Raw genomic sequence first — 25,642 nt, 5'->3', positions numbered from 1 at the left:
CCCGAGGGAGAGGGAACTGATCGGGGGATATTGACGTGATACAGCAACCTGAAAAACCTAGTGTGAATCCATAATCAGGTTGATCCGACACTGCCGGTTGGTCTGGTCTACAGTGATTTTTCCATCCCACTTCACAAGGACGTGAAGCATGCAAAATCGCCCTACCCTCGACCAACGCCGATTCGCCCGCCGCTTGCGCGCCAGCCAGACCGATTGCGAGCAGATGCTCTGGCAAAGGCTGCGTGCGCGGCAGGTGGCGGGACTGAAGTTTCGGCGGCAGGTGCCGATCCCGCCGTTTGTGCTGGATTTTTATTGTGTGGAGTTGAGGTTCGCGGTGGAGCTGGATGGCGGGCAGCATTATGAGGAGGCGGGAGAGATTCATGATCGGCGGCGGACGCTCTATCTTCAGCGGCTTGGGATTGAGGTGGTTCGGTTCAGTAATCTTGAGGTGATTCAGCAGATGGGGGATGTGTTGGAGCAGATTGTCAGGATCGCGGAGGATCTGAGATCGCGGTCCTGATCCAGAAAGCGCCCTCACCCTAGCCCTCTCCCAGAGGGAGAGGGAACTGATTGGGGGATATTGCCGTAATACATCGACCTGAAAGCTTTGCAGTGAATCCATAATCGACTCTGTATTTCCGGCCAATGCTTTGAATCCATAATCGACTCGGTGTCGCATGCTTGGAATCCATAATCGACTCGGTTTTTCAGGTCGATGTATCCCTCAAGACACCTCGGTCGGCTCCCTCTCCCTCCGGGAGAGGGCTGGGGTGAGGGAAAGCGGTCGACACAGAAATCCGGGCATTCAAATCCCGAAACGCCCCCACCCCGCCACCAACTGCGCACTGATACTCACCCCGCCACACACCACAATCACCACATCCCGAGCCTCCGCCAGCGCCGGATGATCGAGATAAGCCACCGCCAGCGACACCCCGCACGCCGGCTCTACCAGTTGCCGCAAATCACTGGCATAGCGCACCACGCCCATGATCGCGTCGTCATCGGACAGCACCAGGCATTCATGATCGAACTCGCCGATGTACTGCACCGGCCACTTCGCCACCTGCGCGGCGCCCAGGGAGGTGGCGACGGTGTCGATCTTGCTCAGGCGCACCGGGTGGCCGGCCTGAACGGCGGCGGCAAACGAGGCGGCGCCCCGGGTTTCGCAGGCGATGATCCGGCAGTCACGCCGGTCATGGCGCAGCAGTCCGGTGAGGATTCCTGCGAGCAATCCCCCGCCGCCGACCGAGGTGACCACGGTGTCGACCTGCGGGCAGTCTTCGAGGATTTCATCGATCATGGTGCTGTGCCCCTCCCACAACACCGGGTGGTCGAAGGCCGGGACGTATTCGGTGTCTGCCGCGCTGGCCAGTTCCCGTGCTCGCTGGTTGGCTTCGTCCCAGACTTTGCCGTGGACAATGACTTCGGCGCCGGTGCGGCGAATCCGCGCGCGGGTCGCTTCGGGGGTGGTGTGCGGCACCACGATGCAGGCTTGCAAACCCAGACTGGCGGCCGCCACCGCCGTAGCCAGGCCGGCGTTGCCACCGGACGGGCAGACGACTTTGCGTTTGCCCTGCGCCGCCGCCAGACTGCACAACAATCCCATGCCCCGCAGCTTGAAAGAGCCGCTGGGTTGCAGGTTTTCCAGTTTCAGCCAGATACGCCGGGAGGTGGTCGACAGAGTCGGATGGAGGATCAACGGCGTGCGGATGTGCAGCATGGCGGGCTCCTGATGACGCCACGTCCGGGCGACCGCTGCGTCGGAGCGTGGACGGATGAAAGTGAAACGTCCCTGTCTGAAGCTTAGTTCACCCCGCCCACCCAACGCTGAACGCCGGGGATCGTGCCCGGATCTACACTGAACGGAACAGCCGTGAGGTGCCTATGAAAATGTCAGCGCAAATGACCGTCGTCGCGGTCCTCGCCACCCTCGCCTATCTGGGCCTGGCGATGTGGGGCATCGGTGGCGTGGCGGTGTTCTTCTCCCACGGATCACTGGTGGTCGTGGCCCTGGCGACGCTGGTGATGGTGGTGGTGTCGTTGTTCAGCGAAGTGAACCTCAGCTCCGGCGAGCGCGAAGACCGGGCCAATCGCTGGGTGCTTCCGGCGTTCGGCGTGATCGGACTGGTCAGTGGTTTTCTGCCGGCGTATTGCGACCGAATCGGTTTCTGGACCGTGGGCAGCGAAGGCACCCGCTGGCTGGGGGCGTTGCTGTTCATTGTCGGTGGGGCGTTGCGGCTGTGGCCGGTGTTTGTGCTGGGGCATCGGTTCAGCGGCCTGGTGGCGATTCAGCCGGGGCACCGTCTGGTAACCGATGGCATTTACACACGCTTGCGCAATCCCAGCTATCTGGGGCTGGTCGTCAACGCACTGGGCTGGGCCCTGGCATTTCGTTCGGTGGTCGGGATCCTGCTGGCGGCGCTGACGCTGATCCCGCTGATTGCCCGTATCCACTCGGAAGAAGCGCTGCTGCGCACCCAGTTCGGCGCCGAATACGACGCCTATTGCGCGCGCAGCTGGCGGTTGTTGCCGGGAGTTTACTGAGGTTGCAAACGCAACTGGCCTTCGCTGTCGATACTCAGCGCAACCTCGCGGTAGCTGGCGATGGTCGCGTGCGGAGTTTCGATCGGATGCTGGTGAGTCGCCGTGATGATCATCAACGGCGCACCCGCCGCTTCAGCCGCCTGGATGCCGACCGTCGCGTCTTCGAAAATCAGGCAATCGGCCGGTTTCAGGCCCAGACGTTCGGCGGCCAGTCGGTAGCCGGCCGGATCAGGTTTGCCGGCGCTCACGTCTTCGGCAGTGATCATCACCGCCGGCTCGGGAATCCCCGCCGCCGCCATCCGCCGCAACGCCAGATCCCGTGGCGCCGAGGTCACCATGGCCCACTGATTTGCCGGCAACGACTTGAGAAACGCCGCCGCACCCGGAATCTCGACAATGCCTTCAACGTCTTCGATTTCCGCCTCGGTGATGAACGCGGCTTGCGCCTCGGCGTCCACCCCCGGCAGGTTCAGACGCGTGATGGTGTCGACGGCGCGCACGCCGTGGATGGTCGGCAGGAACGACTCGACATCCACGCCATGACGCTCGGCCCAGGCCGCCCAGATCCGCTCGGCGGCGGCGATGGAGTTGAGGACGGTACCGTCCATGTCGAACAGGAACGCGCCGAACGCGCGATTGAAAACAGCATCGTGAGCAGACAAGGGATCGCATCCTTAGGCAGAGCCGGGCAAATGTGCCCGGCAATGTAGCATCTGCCGCAGGCTTCAGTGCAGACGCGGCGCCTTGGATTTGAACGCGCCGTCCACACAATCGAGCAACTGGCCGATGGCCCAGGGCTTCTTGATGAACGCCACCGGATGGCGGACGCCGGAGGTTTCCGGCGTTTCATAGCCGGACATGACCATCACCGGTTTTTCCGGCCAGCGCTCGCCGACCAGATTGGCCAGGTCCGCGCCATTGAGGGTGCCGGGCATGGTGATGTCGGTGAGCAGCAGCGCGACTTCCGGCGCGTGCTCTTCCAGGTACTGCGACGCCGCATCGGCACTGGTCTGCGGCTCGACCTTGAAACCTTCCTCCTGAAGAATTTCGCACAGAAACTCCAGAATCAACGGATCGTCTTCCACTACCAGAATCAACCCGCCAGGAAGGTGCGCGCTCGACGTCGGAATTGGACACATGAACTGGCACTCCCTGAATTGCATGAACGATTTAGCGGCATGATCCCGCTGCTTATCTGGTATGAGCAGCGCCTTGTACATAAATTCATTTTTGATACAGGTCTTTTCGATAACGTCGCTCGGCGGGCCATCGCCACGGCGTTTTTGTGGTTAAAATGCCCGCCCTTTTGCTGGCCGATCCCGATTGATGAACCCTCAAGCTCTCGCCGTTCTCCACGCCCACCTGCTCACTGCGCTGACCTCGGCTCCGGCCGAAACCCGGCGCCTGTTCCATGGTCGTGGACGCTGCTGGCCGGGGTTGGAGCAAGTCACCGTGGACTGGCTGCAAGGCGTGGTGCTGGTGTCGCTGTTCAAGGAACCCGAGGCTTCGCAACTGGAAGAACTCAAGCGTCTGTTACTGGAAATCACCGGTTCGGCGCCATGGCAACAGTCCGGCGCCCACACCCTGCTGATCCAGCACCGTTACCTGCCGCAGAGCACCGCCGAATGGCTGCTGGGGGAAGAAATCGACGAGATGACCATCGTCGAGGGCGGGCTGAAATACCGGGTGGATATGGGCCGCAAGCAGAACGCCGGGCTGTTCCTCGACATGCGCTACGGGCGCAACTGGGTGCGCGAGCAGGCAGCCGGCAATCGGGTGCTGAACCTGTTCGCCTACACCTGCGGTTTTTCGGTGGCGGCCATCGAGGGTGGCGCCAGCCATGTGGTCAACCTCGACATGTCCCGCGCCGCGCTGAGCCGGGGCCGAGACAATCACCGGTTGAACGGGCATGACCTGAGCAAGGTGAGTTTCCTCGGCCACGACCTGTTCAAGTCCTGGGGCAAGGTGATCAACAGCGGCCCCTATGATCTGGTGATCATCGACCCGCCGTCGTTCCAGAAAGGCAGCTTCCTGCTGACCAAGGATTACCAGCGCGTGCTGCGCCGCCTGCCGGAACTGCTGACGGCGCACGGCACGGTGCTGGCGTGCATGAACGATCCTTCGTTTGGTCCGGACTTCCTGATCGACGGCGTGACCCAGGAGGCGCCGAGCCTGCGTTTCGAGCAGCGGCTGGAGAACCCGCCGGAGTTTCCGGATATCGATCCGCAAAGCGGTCTGAAGGCGCTGGTCTTCAAACGCATCGACTAGCGAAAGAGCCCTTGTCCGAGTTCGCGCGCTGCCTGCAACTGCACCGCAGGATCGCTCGACTCGGACTCCAGCAACAACGCCGAGCCCGCCACCGTCGCCCCGCAGTAATCGAAAATCCCGTGATCGATCTGCGTCTTCAGCGCTGCGCCGTAGCCATGGCGTTCGTAGGTGCGTGCATCAGCCCCGCCGAGTGCAACCAGTTGCACACGCAGGCGTCCGAGCTTCTTGCGCGTCGAATCGCCGTCGAAATCAAACGCCCAGCCATTGCTGAACACCCGGTCGATCCAGCCCTTGAGCAGCGCCGGCATCGACCACCAGAACACCGGATAGACCAGCACCAGCGCATCGGCGCGGTCGATCCGAGCCTGCTCGGCCAGAACATCCGCTGGAGGCGCGGATTCGCGGTGATGCACGGCCCAGTCGGCCACGCCGAAACGCGGGTCGAATTCCTCGGCGTGCAGGTCAGCGATTTCGAAGGTGTTGGAAGGATCGTTCTCCGACAGGCCTTTGGCGATTTTCTGCGCCAGCGCATGAGTCAGCGAACGGGGATCGTCATGAGCCACAACAATCAAAGCGTGCATGGGGAAATCTCCGGTTGGTGATTGCTGACCAAGGGCTTATCCTTTCGATAAGCTACACTTAGTAAGTTACCTTCAGTAAGTTACGTTTGGTATATAAACAATGTCAATCACTGAAATCCCCGAATCCGTTCAACCCCGCCGACGCCTGTCCCGGGAAGACCGCCAGCGCCAGTTGCTCGACATGGCCTGGCAATTGATTCGCGAAGAAGGCACCGATGCCCTGACCCTGGGTTATCTGGCGGAAAAGGCCGGCGTGACCAAACCGGTGGTGTATGACCACTTCACCACCCGCGCCGGTTTGCTGGCGGCGCTGTATCAGGATTTCGACAGGCGCCAGACCGCATTGATGGATGCCGCGCTGGACAATTGCGAGGCGACGCTGAGCGGCACTGCCTCGGTGATTGCCACGTCGTATGTCGACTGTGTGCTGACTCAGGGTAACGAGATTCCCGGGGTGATTGCCGCCCTGGACAGCACGCCGGAACTGGAGAAGATCAAGCGCGAATACGAGGCGATTTTCCTGGAGAAATGCCGCCGCGTGCTGTCGCCGTTCGCTGACGGTGGCGACATTACCCAGGCGGGACTGCGCGCCATGCTCGGTGCCGCCGAGGCGTTGTCTCAAGCTGCGGCCACCGATGAAATCAGCGCGGCGCAGGCCCGCGACGAGTTGTTTGCAACCATCACCGCGATGGTCGAAAGGGCCGCCGCCAGCGCCGCAAAAGCAAGTGACTGACGGTACTTGAGACCGTCCGGGCACCTTCCTAGGATGGAGATACGCAGCCGCTTGGTTCGCCAAACCGCTGCGTAGGTGCGGGTGCCCTGAACCCCAATCAAGCCCGCACCTTGTTTCACGCGCATCTTGAGCCTCACGGGCTCTACTTCCTCCCCATCAAAGAGTCTTGAGGCTCTTTTTTTGTCTCTGAAAATCAGCGTTCCGGTTCGCGGCGGATCGAGCGCCACGTGGCCTGCGCCAGCAACTCGCGATAAGCCTTCGGACTGCCCTGCACTCTTCCCGACAACCATGCGCGGCAATAGCTGTCGGCCTGGCCGACGATCAGCGACGGCAGCAATTCAGCCGGACATTCATTGAGTTCGGCAGCGCGTCCGGATTCGCTCAGCCAGGTGCGCAGACCCTGGTTGCGCGTCCTGTTACGGTCGGCGAGTTCGTCCTTGTGCGGCCCCCGGGTCACGGCATAACGCGCGTGATACTGGAACCGCGCCCATTCCGGCTGATTTTCCACCCAGTCCACATAGCTGTAGACCAGCGCCTGCACGCCCTCCTCGGTCGTTGTTGCCTCGGCCAGATAGGCGTCGCGCAAGCGCGCCTGATCTTCCAGCGCAGTGAAAAACAACGCGGCCACCAGCCCTTCCTTGTTGCCGAAGTGGTGGTAGATCGCGCCGACGCTGGTGTCGCACTCGGCGCGGATCATTTCGATGGTGGTGGCCTCGATTCCCTGCTCGTTGAACAGGCGCAGGGCCTGACGAAAGATGTCGCGCTTGAGTTCGGCCCGGCGTCCGGGGTAGCTGCGCTCGAGTAGATCTGCGGTGTCCATGGGGTTGAAAGCCTTGTAAATCCGGTTGAAAGGCACGCCCGTGCCGGTGATCGAAACGCGCCTAGGTTGACAGATTTCCCACGGACAGAATACCGTTCCGTTACAGAATAATATTCTGTAACGGAACATAATTCTGTAAATTCATCCAATCGCGAGGTTTCCCCATGAGTCAGTTTCTCAGCATGTTCACCAGCGCCGGCCCCGAAGCGTTCAGCCAGATGGCCTGTCAGGTCGCACCGTATTTCAGCAGCATCAATCCGTTGGTCAGCGAGTTGCGCGCAGGCTCGGCGACGGTGCAGGTGCCGTTTCGCCGCGAGATCACCAACCATCTCGGCACCGTACACGCCATTGCCATGTGCAACGCCGCCGAACTGGCAGCCGGGATGATGACCGACGTGTCGATTCCCACCGGCGCACGCTGGATTCCCAAAGGCATGACCGTCGAGTACCTGGCCAAGGCCAAATCCGATGTGACCGCCGTGGCCAATGGCGAAGGGCTGGACTGGCAGACCGAAGGCGACAAGATCGTGCCGGTGGACATCCACGACGCCGAGGGCAAGAAGGTGTTCACGGCACGGATCACCATGAACGTGAAGCTGTCCTGAAATCACGGGCACAAAAAAAGCCCTCGTTGCGGTCATCGCAACAAGGGCTTTTTGCCGTTGGCCGGATCAGTGCACGGTCAGGCGCTGGCGGACAAACTCTTCGGTGTGACGGGTGACTTGATCCAGGTGCCGGTCACGCTGCTTCTCGGCATCGACCATCGCCCGTTTGCCATGTTTTTGCAGCAAGTAGGTGTGGATCTGCTGCACTTCCAGCGAGCGGTAGATCGGCGTGGTGTCGATAAAACCGCGCAAACCGTTGCTGCGGTAATGCCGGGTGCTCATCAGCACCTGAGTCTCCAGCTGGCCCAGCACTTCAAAGCCCAGCGCTTCGAAATACGGGACTTTACCCACGCTGCACGTCAGTTCGGCATGGGGGTAACGCGCAACCATGTCAGCAATCAGCGCACGGGCCACACCCTGGCGGCGATGCTGCTGATCGACCGCCAGGTACGCCACATTGCACGCTTCCCAATCGCCCTGGACCGGCAGATACAACAGAAAGCCGATCACCTGTTCCGGATCATCGTCGTCGGTGGCCACCAGCAATTCCACTTCGGTGCCCTTCTCGCCGTTCAGCGCCTCCAGATACAAATGCACCTCGTAGCCGACCGCGTACTGATAGACGTTGTACAGCAGGTTGCTCGGGCCAAGACCGATCGCGCTGATGTCGGTCAGGTAGTCGACCACCATTTGCAAAATCTGGCTGTTGACGCCTTCGGGGCACGGGGATTTGTAGTGGGTGATGCGGGGCATGGCGGGTGAACTCCGGCGGTAAAACACAGGTTGCCACCGGGCTGACCGTGGCAAACGCCGACATCATACCGCGCCCGGGCGCGGACACCGGCTAAAGTTGCCCGCCCTGCCGCCGATGCAGCTTTTCTCTATTCCGAAATCACGAAGGATCGTCCGATGTACTACCCGCGCGAAGCCCAAAGGGATCATCTCTACAACCGTATCGTGATGTTGACTGTCGCATGCTGTGTAGTGTTGCTGCTGGCCGGCATGGCCCGCCAACAGGGCATTCGCTATGGTCTGTTGCAGTTCAACGCCATGGAAGTCAGCGGCACCGTCACGCAACTGGAAGAGATCCGGATGAACCGGAACGGCAAGATCCTTCACTACCGCTACACCGACGATCAGGGGCAGAGCCACGAAGATCAGTTCGTCGACGAGCGCTACGCCGAGCACACGCAATATGAAGTGGGCGGGCCGATCCCTCTGCTGGTTTCACGATGGCTGCCGGAGAAGAACGCCATTGCCGCCGAACTGCACAGCTACCGCCCGGGCTTCTACATCATGACCGGCGGCCTTTTGCTCGGGGTTCTGTTCCTGCTGATCTCGGGCAGGACGTTCTGGCAGATCCAGGCCATGAAAGAAGAAGATCGCTTCTACTGATTCATCCTCTTTTTCCGGCGCCGTTCCTGACAAAAATTTCATCCGGCCGGCGTCGGATCTTTCGCCGATTTGGCGTCCAATTCTTCAGCTGCGTTCACTTTCCCGACGCAGGCCCTGAGGAGTTGTCATGAACGTTCTGCGTTCCCTGTTGAAATGGCGAAAAGCCCTGCTGCTGGTGCCAGTGACGCTGGCCGCGCTGGCCAGTTCCCCCGTGTTTGCCCAACCCGAAATGATCATCCGCGAAGCACCGCCACCGATGCGCATGGAACCGATGCCCGGCCCACGGGCAGGTTATGCCTGGGATCGCGGCCATTGGCGCTGGGAAGGTCGTGGTTATGTCTGGATGCCCGGTCACTGGCAACCGGTGCGTCACCGTGGCGCACGCTGGGAACCGGGCCACTGGCAGGCGCGCGGGCCGAACTGGTACTGGATTGAAGGCCATTGGGTGCGTTGATCGCACAACCGTCCGCCAACGTTACCCACCAGGAACATCACCATGTCAAAAACCCTAAAAACCTTGCTCACCGCCACGCTGGTGGCAATCACCCTGTCGGGTTGTGTCGTCGAACCGGCGCGCCCGCACCGACCACCACCGATTGTCGAAGTGGTTCCGGCGATGCCTGCGCCGGGCTATCACTGGGTCGCCGGGCATTACCGCTGGGCCGGCAACCAGTGGCGCTGGGTGCCGGGCCATTGGCGGGCGTATTGAGTCCGGTCACTGGGCCGGCGCCACGACCTTGAACTTGATCGCGATGTCGTTCGAGACCACGGTGTCGGCCCACTCCCCGGCACCGAGGCCGAAAGCATCGCGCTTGAGCACCAGTTCACCGTCGAAGATGCCGATGCTGTTGTCCGGTTTCAGATGCACCGGCACCTGTACTTCATGGGTGATGCCTTTGAGGGTGAGCCGGCCGGCCACCAGGTAATGGTTTTCATCGACACGGCTGAAACCGGTCGATTCGAACACTGCCGTCGGAAACTTTTGCGTGTCGAACCACGCCGGTTTTACCAGTTCGGCATTGGCGTCCTCGCTGCCGGCGTCGATGCTCGTGAGGTCAATGTGCAACGTGGTGCGGGCGTTGCTCAGATTGGCAGTGTCGAAGTCCAGCGTCGCATCGAACTTGCCGAACGTGCCATACATCCGCGAGCCCATCTGGTTGTAAGTGAAGCTGATCTGGCTGGCGGCGGTATTGACCCGGGTGTACTCCACCGCCTGCGCCGTCGGCATGACGATCAGGCAACACACGGCAGCCAACAACAATCGAATCGACATGGGATGCTCCGGCGCCTCGGTGGGCCTCGATTGACTTAAGCAAACAACCGCCGCTTACGCCACTCCGTCCGGCATGTGCGCCTTCAGGTAACCGATCAACGCCGTCACCTTGGGCGATGGCAGATGTTCGCGAGCCGTGACCGCGTGGAGATCCTGCGGCGGGCCGATCCACTCCGGCAACACCCGGATCAGGCGTCCGGCCTGCACATCGGTTTTCATGCTCTGATCCATCGCCAGGCTCAGTCCCTCGCCTGCCAGTAACGCGTCGTGCAACAGCGCCGGGTCGTTGGCGAGGATGGCGGGCTCGACTCGATAGTCTCTCAGCCGCCCCCCTTCCCGACGCAAAGGCCAGACATAACCGACATCGCGCCGAGCCTGATGCAGCGTCAACGTCTGATGGTGAAGCAATTCTTCCGGGGATTGCAGCGTTCCGTGACGGGCGAGATATTCCGGGGCCACGTAAATGCCAGTGGGGAAACTGGCCAGCCGACGGGCGATCAAACTCGAGTCCGGCAAAGCCCCCAGCCGCAGTGCAACATCGATCTCCTCGCCCACCAGATCCATCGGCACATGAGACGCCAGAATCTCCAGACGAATCTCCGGATACGCCTGACGAAACCCGGCCAACAGCGGCGCAAACCAGCTCACCCCGAATGAAAACGGCACCGTCACCCGCAACCAGCCACGGGGCCCGTCACGCAATTGATGCACCGCCCGTTCGGCGTGCTCGAGGGTGTCGGCGATGGATTTGCACTGCTCGTAATACACCGCGCCGGCCTCGGTCAGGCTCAACTGCCGGGTGGTGCGACGCAGCAGTTGCACACCGATGGCCTGCTCCAGCTCGCGCACCCGGCGGCTGACCGTGGTTTTCGGTATCTGCAAGGTATGGGCGGCTGCGGTGAAACTGCCGAGGCGCACCACGCAGACAAACACCAGCGTGTCGTTCAAGTCACGGATCATTTCGGGCCTGCCTGAGGACAATCAACTGTGCCACTCATGGCACATTTCATGCCGTGATTATGGGCTAATCATCTGAAACCCTGCGACCTAATATCGACGCTCCCTCTCGGAGTGCTATCCATGAACCTCAACGAATACGCCGAACATGACGGCATCGGCCTCGCGCAACTGGTTGCCTCAGGCGAAGTCCACGCCAAAGAGCTGACCGCTCTGGCCATCGAAGCGATACGGCAGGTCAACCCATCGATCAACGCCGTCATCGAGCACTGGACACCGACCGCAACCACGGGCAGCGGCCCTTTGGCCGGGGTGCCGTTTCTGATCAAGGACCTGGCGATCACCGCTGCCGGGCGGCGCAATGAACTGGGCAGCCGACTGGCCCAAGGGCTGGTCGCGCAAAGCGATTCCACGCTGATGCAACGCTTCAACGCCGCCGGGCTGATGACGCTGGGGCGCACCACCACCCCGGAAATGGCGTTCAGCACCGAAACCGACTCCCTCCTGCAAGGCCCGACCCGCAACCCGTGGAACCCACAACTTTCCGCCGGAGGCTCAAGCGGTGGTGCCGGGGCTGCCGTCGCGGCGGGCATCGTGCCGATCGCCCATGCCACCGACGCTGCCGGATCGATCCGCGTTCCGGCCGCCTTCAACGGGCTGGTGGGCCTCAAGCCGACGCGCGGCCGCAGCTCCCACGGGCCATTGATGGACGAGGTGTTTGCCGGGCTCGGCGTGCAATTGGGCCTGTCGCGGACGGTGCGCGACAGCGCGGCGCTGATGGATGTGGTGCAGGGCTGTGCGCCGGGAGATCCTTACTACACGGCGGCACCGGCCGAAGGTTTTCTGGCTCAGGTCGGCCGCGATCCGGGACGCTTGCGTATCGGTTTGCTCGATGCGCCGTGGAACGGGGCCAGCGTCGATCCCGAGATCAGTGATGCCACGGCCCGTGTTGCCCGAGAGCTTGAATCCCTCGGCCATCAGGTAGAAACCGTGCGGGCGCCGCTCGGCCTGTCGTGGGACGCGTTCGTCGAGGCCAACGCGCACATCTGGTGTGCAAGTCTGGTGCGCTGGATCGATCATCTCGCCACCGCTATCCGGCGCCCCGTCGATCGCAGCACCCTGGAGCCGGCCACCCTCGCCTGTTACGCCTTCGGCCAACAATCGCGCGGTACGGATTTCGCCGCCGCGCTGGAAGTGCGCAACAGCGTCGCCCGGCAAGTGGCCGCGTGGTTCGAGTCCATCGACATCCTGCTGACCCCGACCCTGCCGCAACTGCCGCAAGCCATCGGTCTCTACAATCGCGGCGCCGAGACTCTGGACGGCCTGCAATGGACGGCGCGAGTTTTCGAGCATTCGCCCTTCACCCCGGTGTTCAACGTTGCGGGAACACCGGCCATCTCCCTGCCATTGGGCATGTCACACAGCGGCCTGCCGATCGGTGTGCAACTGGCCGCTCGCTTCGGGGCTGACGATGTTCTGTTGCGTCTGGCCGCGCAACTGGAGCAGGCGTTGCCGTGGCATCACCAGCGGCCGCTGATTCACGCTGGCCGCTGAAAGCAAAAAGGGCCGTTCCTCCGGGAACGGCCCTGCGTTTTCTGACGGTCAGCCCTACACCAGCCGTTCGATCTTCTGATGCTGCCAGACCAGTTTGTAATACAGCGTCTGCAGTACCAGCATCCCCAGGTACGCCACCGGGAACGCCATCCACACACCCTGCAAACCAAACTGCCCGTCCAGCCAGTACGCCGCCGGCAATTGCACGCCGACCACGCAAATGATCGCGATGGCCACCGGCACCAGCACCGTGCCGCTGGCGCGCATGATGCCGCCGATGATCGCCTGAAAGCCGAAGATCAACAGGCTCCACAGCATGATGTGCAGCAAGTGCTCGGCCATGGCCCGGGTCGAGTCTTCGGTGAGGAACAGCCCCAGCAACCAGTGCGACAACAGGTAACCGAGCACGATCAGGCCACCGGTCAGGCACACGTTGATCCACAACCCGGTGCGCAGGATCGGCCCCATGCGCTCCAGCCGCCCGGCGCCAATCGCCTGGGCACCGAGGATCGATGCGGTGATTGCAATCGACAGCGCCGGAAACTGTACGTAGTTGACGATCTGCGTCACCGCGCCATAGGCCGCCGTCGCCTGGGAGCCGTGCTGATTGACCAGAGTCAGAATCACCAGCTCCGACAGTGACAGCACGATCATCTGCACCCCGGTCGGCAGGCCGATGCGCAACACCTTGCCGAGAATCTCGCCGTCCAGCCGCAACGACGCAAAGAACTCCCGATCCGGCGCCAGCGGATGGCCCTTGCGGATCAGGCTCCACGCCAGCCACGCCATCGCCGCCAGCGTACCGGCCAGACCGGCGAACGCCGCGCTCTGAATGCCCAGTTGCGGCAAGCCGAACCAGCCGCGAATGAACGCTGGGGTCAGCGCCAGACCGACAACGGTCGACAGCAGCAGAGCGAGCATCGGCGACAGCGTGTCGCTCACCCCGCGCAACAGCTGAGTGAACAACACGTACACCAGCACAAACGGCAAGGTCCACATCATCACCCGGGCGTAGGAAACCGCATCATCCAGCACGTCCGCCGGCGTGCCCAACCCCTGCAACGCCTGACGCGCAAACACACTGCCAAACACCGCCGCGACCAGCCCGATCAACACCCCCAGCAACAGCGTCGCCCCGGCAATCGCCTTCACCATATGCGACTCGCGCGCGCCCCACGCCTGACCGATCAACACCCCTGCCCCGGCCCCCAGACCGATGACCAGCGCGATGAAGAAAAAGATGATCGGAAACATCCCCGACACCGCCGCCAGCGCCTGAGTGCCGAGCATCTGGCCGATGTAGATACTGTTGACCGTGCCCGACATCGACTGCAGGAAGTTCGACAGCACCATCGGGGCGAGGAACAGCAGGTAGGTTTTCCAGAGGGGGTTTTGGGCGGGGGTTTGCATTGAGAGTCCGTCTCGGGAGGAGGCAATGTGGGAGAGTCTAAGGTATGCACAGCCGTTCAGGTCGTACCCCTTTGCATTAAAACTTCGTAATCTCCACCACCTGTCTAAAATGGAAGTGAACCGATCCCATGTCCCGCGTCTCGACCCTGCTGACCTCTACCCTTTTTGCCGTTCTGGCGACGACAGCCAACGCCGCCCCGACACCAGCGCCTGAAGCGCTGCAAAGCCTGCTGAGTACCCTGAACGAACGCCTGAACATCGGCGACCTCGTCGCCCTGACCAAATGGGACAGCGGCAAGCCGATCCAGGACAGTCCCCGCGAAGCCCAGGTCATTGCCAATGCCCGGACGCTGGCCACCGAACGCAAGCTCGACCCGGAAGACGTGGCGCAATTGATCGCCGCGCAGATGGAAGCCAACAAACTGGTGCAATACGGTTTGCTCGTGAAGTGGCAGGCGGCCGGCGCTGCGCCGGACACGCCGCGTCCGGATCTGGGCAAACAGATTCGGCCGCGTCTGGATGAGCTGCAAACCCGTCTGTTGCAGCAATACGCCGACTTCACTCCCTACCGGCACGACCCGAATTGCCCGGTATGGCTGGCCAAGGCGCGTAGCGGTTTGACTCATGATGCGTTGCACGAGCTGGCCCTGACCCGTGCCACCGGGGAGCTATGCATTCGGGCGACGGCCCCGTGAATCGGGGTTCAGGCATCCATCGCTGGCGTCGATAGTCACCATCACGCCAATGAAGTTCTCATAAAAAATCCCGGGCGTAACATCTGCTCCATACCAACCCAACAACACCCCGGAGCACACGATCATGAAACGCCAAATCCTTCTCGGCATCGCTTTCTCGGTACTTGCAGTCAACGCTTTTGCAGCCAAACCCGCGCACACCATGATCGCCGAAGGCGGTTCGGATCGACTGATCGAACAGCGTGTAGCTGAAGGTGGTTCGGATCGTCTGCTGGAACGCCGTGTTGCCGAAGGTGGCTCGGATCGTCTGATCGAACGCCGCGTTGCCGAAGGTGGCTCGGATCGTCTGCAAGAACGCCGCGTTGCCGAAGGTGGCTCGGATCGTCTGCAAGAACGCCGCGTTGCCGAAGGTGGTTCGGATCGCCTGCAGGAACGCCGCGTAGCTGAAGGTGGTTCGGATCGTCTGCAAGAACGTCGCGTTGCCGAAGGTGGTTCGGATCGTCTGCAAGAACGTCGCGTTGCCGAAGGTGGTTCGGATCGTCTGCAAGAACGTCGCGTTGCCGAAGGTGGTTCGGATCGTCTGATCGAACGCCGCGTCGCATGACCTGAAAACGCTTTCGCAAGACAAAGAAAAGCCCGGCCTGATCAGCCGGGCTTTTCTTTGCGCGCGTTTCTTGCGACTGCCGGGTAAGCTGCGGTTACCGCGCCGAGATTCAGGTTTCCATGGACATTGAACGACTACTGAAGAAAAAACAGCTCAACGTACAGGAGCAAAACGAAGTCACCGCCCATCGCCTGATGCTGACGGCCCACGAATGGCGCGAGCGTGGTGTGCCTGCCTCACTGCGCCGATTCGGGGAATCTCAAGGCGTCGATTGGTCCAAGTCAATCGTGATCGAACTGGAAATCGACTTTCCAGGCATGCCTCGGCTCTTCGGGCGCCTGTTGAACCAGGATGAGCGCTTCATCGCGTTTGAAATCGATACGGACGCTTCGCACGAGCGCATTGAATCCGTTGATCGCTGGGAAGACATTTCGGCGTTGCAGAATACCTCGGCATCAAATCCTGGAACCGGCAAGAGCTTCGCCTCGATTGCATTGGCGGTGCGACGCAAACTCATTTGACGGCTCTGTGCCTGCATGGAAAGTCTGCCGCCAACTCAATAAAAAGCCCGGCATCATTCGCCGGGCTTTTTCACATCCAACCGTCGCTTACTGAACGGTTTTCAGCTTGACCACGTCACCGGAGACCTTGGTGGTGTAGCCGCTCAGAACCCATGCCCAGAACCAGTTTTCCTGAACCTGGGTGTTGATCATCGCATCGCCGCCCTTGGCCTGGATGGCGGCCTCTTGCGCACGGACGAAACGGCTGTTCTGCCGGATCGGGATCACGCCGAACAGCATCAGGCCGGTGGCGGTCGCTTCGCTGTGGCCGATCACGGTGTACTGATTGCTGTCGTAGTGTTTGCTGTTCATCGGGGTGCCGGTGCAACCTGCCAGAACCACACCGAACAGTGCGGCGGCGACTACTTTGCTGAGGTATTTCACTGCAAGACTCCATGGGTAAACGCCCGGGATCCATCTCTCGGGCGGCGCACACTTTACTGGAGGCAATGGCACATTGGTATCAATCTGGAAATGTTTCATGAAGCGCGTGGAATACCGGCACTGCTCTCCACAACGCCCACGGCCCTTCGTTATTGCTCAGTGAATGACTGAAGATACGCCAACAAATTATCAATCTTCTCCTCATCACTCAGCCCCCAGAAGATCATCCGCGTCCCCGGCACCACGCCTTTCGGATCTTTCAGATACGCCGTCAGCGTTTCGCGGTTCCAGGTGATGCCGGAGTTCTTCATCGCATCGGAGTACACGTAGTTCGCCGACGTCCCTGCCGGGCGACCGATGATGCCGTTGAGTTGCGGGCCAAATCCGGGGCGGGCGGATTCGCCGACCTGGTGGCAGCCGCCGCACAGGCGCGGGAAGATTTTGCCGCCGGCCTCGGCGTCGCCCGCCGCCAGGGCGGGAGTGCCGAGCAGGCCTGCGTTGAGGATCAGGGCGAGGGTCAGTAACGCGGTGTTTTTCATCGGGAGCATCCAGATCTTCGGCGGCGCCAAGGGTAATCCTGCGGGGAGCGTTGCGCTACAGGTAAGCCGCGATCACCTGCCGGACTTTGAGCAAGGCTTGACGCAGGACAAGCATGTCCACCGAGCCCAGCGCCAGCCGGATCGCGTGGGGCACATGGGCCGATACGGTGAACGGCTCGGCGTTGGTGACCGAGATCTGCTCCTTCATCAGCTCGATCACCACCTGATCGGACCTTGCGTCTTCCGGTAGCGGCAGCCACAGGAAATACGAAGACGGATGACCAACCATCGGCAAGCCTTGCAGGATTTCCGCGGCCAGCACCTGACGGGCCCGGGCGTCATCGCGCTTTTGCGCCTCCAACAAAGTAACGGTGCCGTCGTCGAGCCAGCCGCAGGCCATCGCGGTCATCACCCCCGGCGTATTCCAGGTGGTGGCGCGGATGATGCGATCCAGTGCCGGGACGATTTTCAGCGGCGCCGCAATGAAGCCGACGCGCAGGCCCGTAGCGATGTTTTTCGAAAGCCCCGAGACGTACACCGTGCGCTCCGGCGCAAGATCCGCCAGCGGTGGCGGCGGGTTATCGACCAGAAAGGCGTAGGCAGCGTCTTCGATGATCGTCAGATCATGCTGTCGGGCAATCGCTACCAAGTGTTCACGCTGCGCCAGCGGCATCACCCAGCCCAGCGGATTGTGCAGGGTCGGCATGCTGTAGACGGCACGCACCGGGCGACTGCGGCAGAGCCTGTCGAGCGCCGCCAGATCCGGGCCGTTTGCCGTCACAGGAATCGCCACCACTTCAAGGTGCAACGCTTCGGCGAGCACCTTGAAACCTGAATAGGTCAGCGCATCGGCCGCGATCACATCGCCGGGATTGAGCTGTGCCATCAACGTCACCGCCAGACCTTGCTGGGCGCCGTTGACGATCAACACCTGCTCGGCGTCGACACTCAGGCCTCGGGCCTGCAAGTGCCGGGCAACCGATGCCCGCTCATGCTGGCGACCGGCGTGAGGCTGGTAACGCAGCAGCGCTTCGAGGTCGCCGGACAGCGCTAATTGCCGCAAAGCGGTGCGCAGCAGATCGGCCTGTCCCGGCAGCGACGGATAGTTGAAGTTGAGGTCGATCATGCCGACGGCAATGTCTTTCTGATCGATCCCCTGCCCTGGCAATAACGAAGTTTCCCGGACAAACGTGCCCCGCCCGGTTTCGCCGCTGACCAGCCCCATCGCCTCAAGCTCCGCATACACCCGCGACGCTGTGACCAGCGCCAGTCCTTCGCTCGCCGCCAGTTGTCGATGGGTCGGCAAACGCGTGCCGGGCAACAGGCGACCGCTGCGAATGTCGGCGGCATAGGTATCAACGAGGGTCTTGTAACGGGAACGCGGCATGTCGGGATGTATCCATGACAATTCTTTGATTGTGCTGATTCTCAACCCTAGGATGAGCCACAAGCAACCCCACTCTTGAGCGTGACCGACATGGAACAAACCACGAATCTGCCCGCCCCGGCCCTGGAAAAAACCAGCGGCTGGATCAACGGTTTCATCGGCGTCGTGATTTTCAGCGGTTCGCTTCCGGCCACGCGACTGGCGGTGCTGGAATTCGACCCGGTGTTCCTCACCGTCATCCGCGCCACCATCGCCGGGGTCTTGGCGTTGTGCCTGTTGTGGCTGTTTCGCGAACGACGTCCGCCGCGGAATCAGTGGTTTTCGTTGTTGATCGTGGCACTGGGCGTGGTCGTGGGTTTCCCGCTATTGACCGCCCTTGCGCTGCAATACGTGACGTCGGCGCATTCCATTGTGTTTGTAGGATTGCTGCCGCTGGCGACGGCGATTTTCGGCGTGCTGCGCGGCGGTGAACGACCGCGCCCGGTGTTCTGGATCTTTTCGTTACTGGGCAGTTCGCTGGTGGTCGGTTTTGCAATCTCACAAGGGCTGACCGCGTCGCCCACCGGCGATCTGCTGATGCTGGCGGCGATTCTTGCCTGCGGCCTCGGTTACGCCGAAGGCGCCAAACTGTCGCGCAGCCTCGGCGGCTGGCAGGTGATCTGCTGGGCGCTGGTGTTGTCGCTGCCGGTGATGGCCGTGCTCAGCGTATGGCGGGCGCCCGCCTCGTTCAGCGGCATCAGCGTGTCGGCGTGGGTGTGCCTGGCGTACGTTTCGCTGTTCAGCATGCTGATCGGTTTTGTGTTCTGGTATCGCGGCCTGGCGCAGGGCGGGATTGCGGCGGTCGGGCAGTTGCAGTTGCTGCAGCCTTTTTTTGGCCTGGCGCTGGCGGCGACGTTGCTGCATGAACACGTCAGCGTCGGCATGCTGGTGGTCACGTTGGGCGTGATCCTGTGCGTGGCCGGGGCGAAGAAATTCGCGAGATAAGCTTCAGTTCGCTCCCGCTTTCCACTCCCGTGGACTGAGCCCGGTCTTGCGTCGAAACGCCCGGGCCAGCGCCGAAGGACTTTCATAGCCGACTTCTTCGGCGATCAAGGCAATCGGCCGCCCTTCGCGCAGACGTTTCTGCGCGAGGCTGATGCGCCAGCTCACCAGATAATCCACCGGTGTCTGCCCCACCACTCGCCGGAAATGCTCGGCAAAACCGGCACGGGACAAATGCACGGTCGCGGCCAGTTCGGCGACGCTCCAGGCCTTGGCCGGTTGGTCGTGCATCAGGCTCAATGCACGGGAAATCTTTGGGTCTGCCAACCCCGCCATCATGCCCGGCTGCTGATTGCGACTGCTGATCAGATGGCGCAGCAGCAGAATCACCAACAGTTCGAACAGCCGATCCATCACCGCTTCGCGCCCGCAATGACCATCGAATGCCTCCTTGAACAGCCATTCCAGAGTGCTGGTCATTTCCGGCAGGTCGGCGAGTTTCAGCACCAGATAATCCGGCAGCGCCCCCGCCAGCGCATTGCCTGCGCCGCCATCGAAGGTCAGCGAGGCGCACACCAGTTGCGTGTTCATGGCCTCGTCGGCGAACAGTCGGTGAGCAAACGGTCGGGGGAAGAAAATCAGGGTTGGTTCACTGAGGGTGAGTTCGGGGTCATTCCCCGGTTTGAGCAGCACTTGCCCGGCCTGCAACAGATGCACATGGCCGCAGACCTGATCGCCACCATAGGCGCTGATGCCGCAGAAAGTACCGCTGTGGAAGGTGCCGGCATTCACGCCGAAGTGGCTGAGCAACGTGGACAAGCGATCCATGGACGAATCCTCGACGACAGGTTTGGACGATCTGTCGCATATCCTCGACGATTTGCACCCAAGGCACCAGCCTCGCTCAATAACATGACCTCCATCCCCGGCGCACTTCGCACCGGACTTTCGGAGAATCACCATGAGCCGCATTGCCCCGATCACCCTTGAAAACGCCACCGACGCCACCCGCCCGACCCTGGAAGGCGTGCAGAAAAAAATCGGTTTCCTGCCGAACCTGTTCAAGACCCTGGCGGTTGCCCCCGTTGCACTGGATGCCTACGTGCAAGTCTCCGCCACGCTGGGCAAAACGTCCCTGAGCGCCAAGGAAAAAGAGGCGGTTTACCTTGCCACGTCGCAGGTCAACGGCTGTGATTACTGCCTGGCGGCGCACACCTTGTTTGCCAGCAAGACCGGGCTGGCAGCAGAAGAAATCATCGAGGCCCGTCATGGTCGGCTGAATGCCTTCGCCACCCTCGCCCATCAACTGACGGAAACCCGTGGCCATCTGAGCGATGAGCAGATCGCCGCCGCGCGCGCTGCCGGCATCGACGACAAGAAGATCATCGAAGTGATCGCCATCGTCGCCGTGCAGACCCTGACCAACTACCTCAACAACGCCGCACTGACCGACATCGATTTCCCGGCTATCGATGCCTGATCCGTGACCGGGGTCGATCTCAGTCGTGGTCGACCCCGGCGCGTTTCAGCAGTTTTTTGCAGCGCTCGGACAGGTGAAACACCTGCAACTGCTTGCCGGCCTTGGCGTAGCGTTCGCGCAGGGTTTTCAGCGCGGCGATGGCCGAATAGTCGACAAAGCTCAGATGCCGGCAGTCCAGCGTCACGCGCTGTGGATCGTTGGCCGGGTCGAACTGATTGAGGAACGGCGTGGTCGAGGCGAAAAACAGCGTGCCGTGCAGGCGATAGAGTTTGCTGCCATCGGCTTCCAGATGTTCATCGGCGTACAGTTCGCGTGCCTGCTGCCAGGCAAAATTCAGCGCCGCGATGATGATCCCGCACAGCACCGCCGTGGCCAGATCGGTAAACACTGTGATGGTGGTGACCGCGATGATCACCAGCACATCGTTGAGCGGCACTTTGTTCAGCACCCGTAACGAGGCCCAGGCAAACGTCTGCTGCGACACCACGAACATCACGCCCACCAGCGCCGCCAGCGGAATCCGCTCGATCAGCGGCGACAGAAACAGAATGAACAGCAGAATCAGCACGCCCGCTACCACCCCGGACAATCGCCCGCGCCCGCCGGAGCTGAGGTTGATCACGGTCTGGCCGATCATCGCGCAACCGCCCATGCCGCCAAACGCACCGGAGACCATGTTCGCCGCGCCCAGCGCCACACATTCGCGATCCGGGTAGCCACGGGTTTCGGTGATTTCATCGGTGAGGTTGAGGGTCAGCAGGGTTTCCAGCAGGCCGACCAGTGCCATCAGGATCGCGTAGGGCGCGATGATGCGCAGGGTTTCGAGGTTGTACGGGATGTCCGGCAGCGCGAACGTCGGCAGACCGCCAGCGATGTGCGCCATGTCGCCGAGGGTGCGGGTCGGCAGGCCCAGCAGATAGACCAGCGCCCCGACGCCGAGGATCGCCACCAGTGCCGGCGGCACGGCGCGGGTCAGGCGCGGCAGAATGTAGACGATGGCCATGGTCAGCAGCACCAGCCCGGTCATCAGGTACAGCGGGGTGCCGCTGAGCCACTGCTCGCCGCTCTTGAAATGCTCCAGTTGCGCCAGCGCAATGATGATCGCCAGACCGTTGACGAACCCGAGCATCACCGGGTGCGGCACCATGCGCACCAGTTTGCCCAGGCGCAACAGCCCGAACGCCATCATGATCAGGCCGCCGAGCAACACCGTCGCCAGCAGATACTGCACACCGTGCTGCACCACCAACGCGACGATCACCACCGCCATCGAACCGGCCGCACCGGAAACCATGCCCGGCCGCCCGCCGAACAGCGCGGTCAGCGTGCAAATGATGAAGGCGCCGTACAGGCCCATCAGCGGATTGAGGTGGGCCACCAGCGCAAACGCAATGCATTCGGGCAACAGGGCAAACGAGGTGGTGAGTCCGGCCAGGACATCGGCGCGCAGACGAATCGGTTTCATGGCTTACCTGACAGCGCGGCCGCGACTGGCGGCCGCTGTATTCGCGGGAAAAAGAGGGTGCGGATGTTACGCAATTGCCCGGACACGGGCCAGCGATCGCTGACAGGGACGGCCCGGCGCTTTATGCTTGCGCGCTTCGTTGATCGACGGGTTTGAACATGTCACCGCTATCCACCCGCGAAGTCTGCCAGCGCCTGCGCGATGCGGCATTGGGCGTTTGCGCATTACGGCGTATTGCACAGGAATCCGGGGCCGGCCAGATGTCGGTCGAGATCGACGGCTGGTTCCTGTCATTCGACTTTGACGGCCAACGCCTGCACCACTGCCTGCAATGCCGGTCCCCGGAAGGTCGCGTATGGACACTCGACACCACTCAACGTTTCGGCACCGACCCGGTCAGCCTGCTCAGCACCTGGGAACTGGCGCAGATCGAACGATTGCTGGCCCGGGCCGACTGACCGAATCAGCCCTGTCGCAAGTCCAGGTTGTAGGTGTAATAGCCTGTGTCACGCACCCAGCCAAGGGATTCGTACAACCCTTGTGCCGTGAAATTGTCGGTGGCGGTTTCCAGTACCAGGCCCTTGGCGCCGGTTTCCACGGCGAAGTCGCGTGCGGTGTTCATCAGCAATCGCCCGACGCCACGGCCTCTAGCGGCCCGCGTGGTGAACAGGTCGCTGAGCAACCAGGTCCGGTGGGCGTCTATCGAAGAAAACGTCGGGTACAACTGTACGAATCCCAGCGCTTCGCCGTTTTCATCTTCAACCAGAAAAATCGCCGATTCATTGCCGGCCATGCGTTCGGCGATGAAGGCCCGCGATTGCTTGAGATTCGATGGCTGACCGTAAAAGCCGCGATAACCGTCGAACAGTTCGGCCACCGCCTCCAGATGTTCCGCACTGGCGCGTATTGCCTGAAGACTCATATCCCCTCCCCGATCCCGTCAAATGATTGCAGCAGCATAGCGCTGTCCGTCGAGTTCGCTGGCTTAATCGCTATATAGTTTTGTATATTTCGATACCGAAATCGCCAGACTTTCAACGCCTTCCATGAGCAGCATCCGCGAACGCAACCAGCAACAGATTCTCAAGGCCGCCAGCGAAGAGTTCGCCGCCAACGGCTTCGACGCGACCCAGACCCGCGACATCGCCGCCCGCGCCGGGGTGCCCAAGGCCAATCTCTATTACTACTTCCAGAGCAAGGAAAACCTCTACGGCAAAGTGCTGCTCGGCTTCGTCGAGCCGCTGCTGGAAGCCTCGGCGGTGCTGCGCGAAAGTGACGACCCGTTGATCGGCCTGCGTGCCTACGTCGCGGCACGCATCCGCATCGCCCGCGAGCATCCGGCGATTGCCAAGGTGTTCAGTGGTGAACTGCTGCTGGGCGGTCGCCAGCTACCCGATGAATGCCGCGACCTGCTGCACGCCGAAGCCCGGCGCAATGTCGAGTGCCTGCGCAGCTGGATCGAGCGCGGCTTGCTGGCCCCGGTGGATCCCGAGCACCTGATGCTGTTCATCTGGTCGGCGACGCGCACCTACACCAATATCGGCTGGCAGATGGGGCGCATCACCGGGCGCGAAGTGCCGCAGGATGAGGATTATGAAAGGGCGGCGGATACCATCACGCGGCTGGTGCTGGGCGGCGTGGTGTCCGAGCCGGTGAGTGATGTTCGCAGGTTGATGTTTGCGACTTGAACGGGAGGGTCAGGGCATGATGTCCAGAGGTAGTGCGCGGTCACCTTCCATCCGCTCGTACCATGCCTGGAACTGAGCAGGCAGGCGCTTTTTCCATTCCGGTACATTGGTGTAATAACGGGCTCGCGTATGTCCCCCATTCTCAGGCACCAACATCAGCACCCAGAAACGGTTACTGGCCCCACGCATCAGAATGGCCGCGTTCATATTGCCCAGTCCACGCACCCACATCTCGATGACCTCTGCATCAGGCACATCAACCGCCGGGTCGCCGACAGTCATGGTGCTCGTACGGTCCACCAGCTTCTGATAATCACCCTTGAGCAGTTTATGCAGCGCCTGATCCTCTTGCTGCGTACGAGCAAGTCCAAGGCTTAACAGGTTGTAATTCAGCGAAACCGGCTTATCGGACGCCACATAACGACCTGAGTAAAAGACCCCCATACCGCCGCCGCAATCAACGTCATCGCCATTCTGTGTGACGTCCAGAACACCATTGATCGCTCGAAAAACAAGCGTGCAACTACCCTCTTCGAAACGGGCTTCGCCACCGTTCAACACAGCAATACCTTCCAGATCACCAGAGTTGGCGCCCTCCTGTGCTGAAACCTCAAAGCGGATGTGTGTAGCGTCCTGACGCTTGATGATCACTTCAGACCCCGAGTTCACCCCGTGAGGAATCAACTGCCATGTGGCATCCCAGTTGAACGCTCTGGTCGCATATTGCAGCTCAGTCAGGCGCATCAGATATTCACGACGCAAGCACGCCGGTTCAGCGCCACAAAGGCTGCGGTTCTTCAACCATGCTCTTTGATCGGCCTTGAGCGCTTGCGAGTCAGCCACCTGCGCCAACGTTGTCCGCCAAAGCACCCCAAGTTTCTCATCAAGACTCGAGGTATACGGATCCGCACAAATGGCTTTTTCAACCGGGCTGGAAGCGCCGGCGCAGTCGAAACTGGCAGCGTAGGTGTTGGCAGCAAAAACGAGGGACGTCAGCAGCAAGGCGTGACGGAGATTGAAAGCGAGCATCGACAGATTCCATTCCTGAGGCGGCGGCAGTATGCCGCGCTCCGGCTATCGATGCTCTGGAAATTTCACCGGTTGCGCGCAGACAACCGAAGGCTTCGGCAAACGACCATCAGAACGCAATGTCAGCCGCCGGCTTCACATCGATCCGCGCCACCGAACCGGTCAGGTGCGCCCAGTCCTTGTTGTGCTCGGCGATGATGTCTTCGGCGCTCATGTTGCCGTTGTCGACGGTGGAATGCGCGTCGGCCGCCAGCTCCACGTCATAGCCCAGTTGATGGGCCTGACGCACGGTGGCGTTGACGCAGTAATCGGTTTGCAGGCCGCAGATCACCAGGCGGTCGAAGTCTTCCCGGGGGATCAGTTTCTGCAGGTTGGTCTGGTAGAACGAGTCGTTGGCGGTCTTGTCGACGCGCAGATCGCCCGGCGCGGTGGCCAGGCCATCAGCCAGTTGCCAGCCCTCGGCGCCGTGGGCGAGCGGACTGTCTTTTTCGTTGTGCTGGATCAGCACCACCGGAATGCCGGATTTGCGCGCCCGGGCGCTGAGGCCGTTGATGGTGTCGATCACCCGTTTGATGTCGTGGCATTCGTATTCGCCTGTGCACAGGGCGCGCTGGACATCGATGATCAGCAATGCGGTGGTCATGGTGAGCCTTCCTTGATCGGTCCTTGAGACAGGGGCGGACGTGT

Annotated in this window: 33 protein-coding genes; 16 read left to right on the top strand and 17 right to left on the bottom strand. The window is 61.6% G+C overall.

The genetic code is table 11. The annotated features are described in order from the left end of the window. Window positions 1-148 precede the first annotated feature (148 nt). A complete protein-coding gene (locus ACKLNA_RS02155) occupies window positions 149-520 on the top strand; it encodes an endonuclease domain-containing protein (protein WP_408984706.1) in 372 nt (123 codons plus the stop codon). A 285-nt stretch (window positions 521-805) separates the two neighbouring features. Here ACKLNA_RS02155 and ACKLNA_RS02150 read toward each other — a convergent pair whose 3' ends face one another. Next, window positions 806-1,723 carry a pyridoxal-phosphate dependent enzyme gene (locus tag ACKLNA_RS02150; protein ID WP_408984705.1) on the bottom strand — a complete coding sequence of 306 codons (918 nt, stop codon included), beginning with the start codon at window positions 1,721-1,723 and terminating at the stop codon, window positions 806-808. Window positions 1,724-1,887: 164 nt separating this feature from the next. On the opposite strand from ACKLNA_RS02150, the gene ACKLNA_RS02145 reads away from it, so the two are divergent. Beyond that, on the top strand, window positions 1,888-2,547 hold the full coding sequence (locus ACKLNA_RS02145; protein ID WP_085711563.1) for an isoprenylcysteine carboxylmethyltransferase family protein: 660 nt from the start codon (window positions 1,888-1,890) through the stop codon (window positions 2,545-2,547). Here ACKLNA_RS02145 and ACKLNA_RS02140 read toward each other — a convergent pair. Together ACKLNA_RS02140 and ACKLNA_RS02135 are read right to left on the bottom strand one after the other, a co-directional pair. After that, window positions 2,541-3,209, bottom strand: coding sequence for an HAD-IA family hydrolase (locus ACKLNA_RS02140; RefSeq protein ID WP_408984704.1), 669 nt, complete (start codon window positions 3,207-3,209; stop codon window positions 2,541-2,543). The genes ACKLNA_RS02145 and ACKLNA_RS02140 overlap by 7 nt on opposite strands. Before the next feature lie 63 nt (window positions 3,210-3,272). After that, window positions 3,273-3,686, bottom strand: a complete 414-nt coding sequence (locus ACKLNA_RS02135) for a response regulator (RefSeq protein ID WP_085711565.1) — start codon at window positions 3,684-3,686, stop codon at window positions 3,273-3,275. 187 nt (window positions 3,687-3,873) lie between these two features. On the opposite strand from ACKLNA_RS02135, the gene ACKLNA_RS02130 reads away from it, so the two are divergent. Further along, window positions 3,874-4,815 carry a class I SAM-dependent methyltransferase gene (locus tag ACKLNA_RS02130; protein WP_408984703.1) on the top strand — a complete coding sequence of 314 codons (942 nt, stop codon included), beginning with the start codon at window positions 3,874-3,876 and terminating at the stop codon, window positions 4,813-4,815. Here the strand turns inward: ACKLNA_RS02130 and ACKLNA_RS02125 are convergent. After that, window positions 4,812-5,396, bottom strand: coding sequence for an NAD(P)H-dependent oxidoreductase (locus tag ACKLNA_RS02125; protein ID WP_408984702.1), 585 nt, complete (start codon window positions 5,394-5,396; stop codon window positions 4,812-4,814). The genes ACKLNA_RS02130 and ACKLNA_RS02125 overlap by 4 nt on opposite strands. 100 nt (window positions 5,397-5,496) lie before the next feature. Here ACKLNA_RS02125 and ACKLNA_RS02120 point away from each other — a divergent pair, with 100 nt between their 5' ends. Beyond that, entirely contained in the window at window positions 5,497-6,129 is a 633-nt protein-coding gene (locus ACKLNA_RS02120) for a TetR/AcrR family transcriptional regulator (protein ID WP_408984701.1), read from the top strand. Window positions 6,130-6,322: 193 nt separating this feature from the next. Here ACKLNA_RS02120 and ACKLNA_RS02115 read toward each other — a convergent pair whose 3' ends face one another. After that, a complete protein-coding gene (locus tag ACKLNA_RS02115; protein WP_248740765.1) occupies window positions 6,323-6,949 on the bottom strand; it encodes a TetR/AcrR family transcriptional regulator in 627 nt (208 codons plus the stop codon). A 164-nt stretch (window positions 6,950-7,113) separates the two neighbouring features. On the opposite strand from ACKLNA_RS02115, the gene ACKLNA_RS02110 reads away from it, so the two are divergent. Next, complete coding sequence (locus ACKLNA_RS02110; RefSeq protein ID WP_408984700.1) at window positions 7,114-7,554, top strand: hotdog fold domain-containing protein; 441 nt, start codon at window positions 7,114-7,116, stop codon at window positions 7,552-7,554. Between the two features lie 66 nt (window positions 7,555-7,620). Here ACKLNA_RS02110 and ACKLNA_RS02105 read toward each other — a convergent pair whose 3' ends face one another. Then, window positions 7,621-8,307: a GNAT family N-acetyltransferase gene (locus ACKLNA_RS02105; protein WP_134826263.1), complete on the bottom strand. Its 687-nt coding sequence runs from the start codon at window positions 8,305-8,307 to the stop codon at window positions 7,621-7,623. 156 nt (window positions 8,308-8,463) lie between these two features. Here ACKLNA_RS02105 and ACKLNA_RS02100 point away from each other — a divergent pair, with 156 nt between their 5' ends. The 3 genes from ACKLNA_RS02100 (at window position 8,464) to ACKLNA_RS02090 (ending at window position 9,658) form a co-directional block, all read left to right on the top strand. After that, on the top strand, window positions 8,464-8,949 hold the full coding sequence (locus tag ACKLNA_RS02100; protein WP_408984699.1) for a DUF3592 domain-containing protein: 486 nt from the start codon (window positions 8,464-8,466) through the stop codon (window positions 8,947-8,949). A 127-nt stretch (window positions 8,950-9,076) separates the two neighbouring features. Continuing rightward, window positions 9,077-9,403, top strand: a complete 327-nt coding sequence (locus ACKLNA_RS02095; RefSeq protein ID WP_085711572.1) for a YXWGXW repeat-containing protein — start codon at window positions 9,077-9,079, stop codon at window positions 9,401-9,403. A gap of 42 nt (window positions 9,404-9,445) precedes the next feature. Beyond that, the gene (locus tag ACKLNA_RS02090; RefSeq protein WP_085711573.1) at window positions 9,446-9,658 is read left to right on the top strand and encodes a YXWGXW repeat-containing protein; all 213 of its coding nucleotides are present in this window, start codon (window positions 9,446-9,448) and stop codon (window positions 9,656-9,658) included. A 6-nt stretch (window positions 9,659-9,664) separates the two neighbouring features. Here ACKLNA_RS02090 and ACKLNA_RS02085 read toward each other — a convergent pair whose 3' ends face one another. Beyond that, window positions 9,665-10,222 (bottom strand): YceI family protein, encoded by a 558-nt coding sequence (locus ACKLNA_RS02085; RefSeq protein ID WP_408984698.1) that lies wholly within the window; start codon window positions 10,220-10,222, stop codon window positions 9,665-9,667. A gap of 54 nt (window positions 10,223-10,276) precedes the next feature. Then, window positions 10,277-11,182 (bottom strand): LysR substrate-binding domain-containing protein, encoded by a 906-nt coding sequence (locus ACKLNA_RS02080; RefSeq protein ID WP_408984697.1) that lies wholly within the window; start codon window positions 11,180-11,182, stop codon window positions 10,277-10,279. A gap of 120 nt (window positions 11,183-11,302) precedes the next feature. On the opposite strand from ACKLNA_RS02080, the gene ACKLNA_RS02075 reads away from it, so the two are divergent. Further along, on the top strand, window positions 11,303-12,733 hold the full coding sequence (locus ACKLNA_RS02075; protein ID WP_408984696.1) for an amidase: 1,431 nt from the start codon (window positions 11,303-11,305) through the stop codon (window positions 12,731-12,733). Window positions 12,734-12,787: 54 nt separating this feature from the next. Here ACKLNA_RS02075 and ACKLNA_RS02070 read toward each other — a convergent pair whose 3' ends face one another. After that, window positions 12,788-14,143: an MATE family efflux transporter gene (locus ACKLNA_RS02070; RefSeq protein ID WP_408984695.1), complete on the bottom strand. Its 1,356-nt coding sequence runs from the start codon at window positions 14,141-14,143 to the stop codon at window positions 12,788-12,790. 128 nt (window positions 14,144-14,271) lie between these two features. Between ACKLNA_RS02070 and ACKLNA_RS02065 the strand changes: the two genes are divergently transcribed. The 3 genes from ACKLNA_RS02065 (at window position 14,272) to ACKLNA_RS02055 (ending at window position 15,963) form a co-directional block, all read left to right on the top strand. After that, a complete protein-coding gene (locus tag ACKLNA_RS02065) occupies window positions 14,272-14,838 on the top strand; it encodes a chorismate mutase (RefSeq protein ID WP_408984694.1) in 567 nt (188 codons plus the stop codon). A 124-nt stretch (window positions 14,839-14,962) separates the two neighbouring features. Then, window positions 14,963-15,442 carry a phage infection protein gene (locus tag ACKLNA_RS02060; RefSeq protein WP_408984693.1) on the top strand — a complete coding sequence of 160 codons (480 nt, stop codon included), beginning with the start codon at window positions 14,963-14,965 and terminating at the stop codon, window positions 15,440-15,442. A 119-nt stretch (window positions 15,443-15,561) separates the two neighbouring features. Next, a complete protein-coding gene (locus tag ACKLNA_RS02055; RefSeq protein WP_408984692.1) occupies window positions 15,562-15,963 on the top strand; it encodes a hypothetical protein in 402 nt (133 codons plus the stop codon). Between the two features lie 87 nt (window positions 15,964-16,050). On the opposite strand, the gene ACKLNA_RS02050 is transcribed toward ACKLNA_RS02055, so the two are convergent. The 3 genes from ACKLNA_RS02050 to ACKLNA_RS02040 all read right to left on the bottom strand — a co-directional run bounded on the left by ACKLNA_RS02050 (window position 16,051) and on the right by ACKLNA_RS02040 (window position 18,312). Then, window positions 16,051-16,386: a hypothetical protein gene (locus tag ACKLNA_RS02050; RefSeq protein WP_114883948.1), complete on the bottom strand. Its 336-nt coding sequence runs from the start codon at window positions 16,384-16,386 to the stop codon at window positions 16,051-16,053. A 149-nt stretch (window positions 16,387-16,535) separates the two neighbouring features. After that, a complete protein-coding gene (locus ACKLNA_RS02045) occupies window positions 16,536-16,925 on the bottom strand; it encodes a c-type cytochrome (protein ID WP_408984691.1) in 390 nt (129 codons plus the stop codon). A gap of 55 nt (window positions 16,926-16,980) precedes the next feature. Then, window positions 16,981-18,312, bottom strand: coding sequence for a PLP-dependent aminotransferase family protein (locus ACKLNA_RS02040; RefSeq protein ID WP_408984690.1), 1,332 nt, complete (start codon window positions 18,310-18,312; stop codon window positions 16,981-16,983). A 90-nt stretch (window positions 18,313-18,402) separates the two neighbouring features. Here ACKLNA_RS02040 and ACKLNA_RS02035 point away from each other — a divergent pair, with 90 nt between their 5' ends. Beyond that, a complete protein-coding gene (locus tag ACKLNA_RS02035; RefSeq protein WP_408984689.1) occupies window positions 18,403-19,296 on the top strand; it encodes a DMT family transporter in 894 nt (297 codons plus the stop codon). Window positions 19,297-19,299: 3 nt separating this feature from the next. Here ACKLNA_RS02035 and ACKLNA_RS02030 read toward each other — a convergent pair whose 3' ends face one another. Then, entirely contained in the window at window positions 19,300-20,121 is an 822-nt protein-coding gene (locus tag ACKLNA_RS02030) for a cupin domain-containing protein (protein WP_408984688.1), read from the bottom strand. Between the two features lie 133 nt (window positions 20,122-20,254). Here ACKLNA_RS02030 and ACKLNA_RS02025 point away from each other — a divergent pair, with 133 nt between their 5' ends. Then, the gene (locus ACKLNA_RS02025) at window positions 20,255-20,773 is read left to right on the top strand and encodes a carboxymuconolactone decarboxylase family protein (protein ID WP_408984687.1); all 519 of its coding nucleotides are present in this window, start codon (window positions 20,255-20,257) and stop codon (window positions 20,771-20,773) included. A gap of 19 nt (window positions 20,774-20,792) precedes the next feature. Here ACKLNA_RS02025 and ACKLNA_RS02020 read toward each other — a convergent pair whose 3' ends face one another. Beyond that, on the bottom strand, window positions 20,793-22,238 hold the full coding sequence (locus ACKLNA_RS02020; protein ID WP_248740747.1) for a SulP family inorganic anion transporter: 1,446 nt from the start codon (window positions 22,236-22,238) through the stop codon (window positions 20,793-20,795). Between the two features lie 158 nt (window positions 22,239-22,396). Here ACKLNA_RS02020 and ACKLNA_RS02015 point away from each other — a divergent pair, with 158 nt between their 5' ends. Next, window positions 22,397-22,696: a hypothetical protein gene (locus ACKLNA_RS02015; protein ID WP_408984686.1), complete on the top strand. Its 300-nt coding sequence runs from the start codon at window positions 22,397-22,399 to the stop codon at window positions 22,694-22,696. 5 nt (window positions 22,697-22,701) lie between these two features. Here the strand turns inward: ACKLNA_RS02015 and ACKLNA_RS02010 are convergent, their stop codons facing one another. Continuing rightward, window positions 22,702-23,160 (bottom strand): GNAT family N-acetyltransferase, encoded by a 459-nt coding sequence (locus ACKLNA_RS02010; protein ID WP_408984685.1) that lies wholly within the window; start codon window positions 23,158-23,160, stop codon window positions 22,702-22,704. A 124-nt stretch (window positions 23,161-23,284) separates the two neighbouring features. Here ACKLNA_RS02010 and ACKLNA_RS02005 point away from each other — a divergent pair, with 124 nt between their 5' ends. After that, the gene (locus tag ACKLNA_RS02005) at window positions 23,285-23,926 is read left to right on the top strand and encodes a TetR/AcrR family transcriptional regulator (RefSeq protein ID WP_265813974.1); all 642 of its coding nucleotides are present in this window, start codon (window positions 23,285-23,287) and stop codon (window positions 23,924-23,926) included. 9 nt (window positions 23,927-23,935) lie between these two features. Here the strand turns inward: ACKLNA_RS02005 and ACKLNA_RS02000 are convergent, their stop codons facing one another. Continuing rightward, window positions 23,936-24,955 carry a lysozyme inhibitor LprI family protein gene (locus tag ACKLNA_RS02000; protein ID WP_408984684.1) on the bottom strand — a complete coding sequence of 340 codons (1,020 nt, stop codon included), beginning with the start codon at window positions 24,953-24,955 and terminating at the stop codon, window positions 23,936-23,938. A gap of 109 nt (window positions 24,956-25,064) precedes the next feature. Then, the gene (locus ACKLNA_RS01995; protein ID WP_408984683.1) at window positions 25,065-25,598 is read right to left on the bottom strand and encodes a cysteine hydrolase family protein; all 534 of its coding nucleotides are present in this window, start codon (window positions 25,596-25,598) and stop codon (window positions 25,065-25,067) included. Window positions 25,599-25,642: the final 44 nt, after the last annotated feature.

The sequence above is a fragment of the Pseudomonas sp. UV AK001 genome, from assembly GCF_046097675.1.
In the GTDB taxonomy this organism is placed as follows: domain Bacteria; phylum Pseudomonadota; class Gammaproteobacteria; order Pseudomonadales; family Pseudomonadaceae; genus Aquipseudomonas; species Aquipseudomonas kribbensis.
This window is presented reverse-complemented; position numbering and strand designations above follow the sequence as displayed.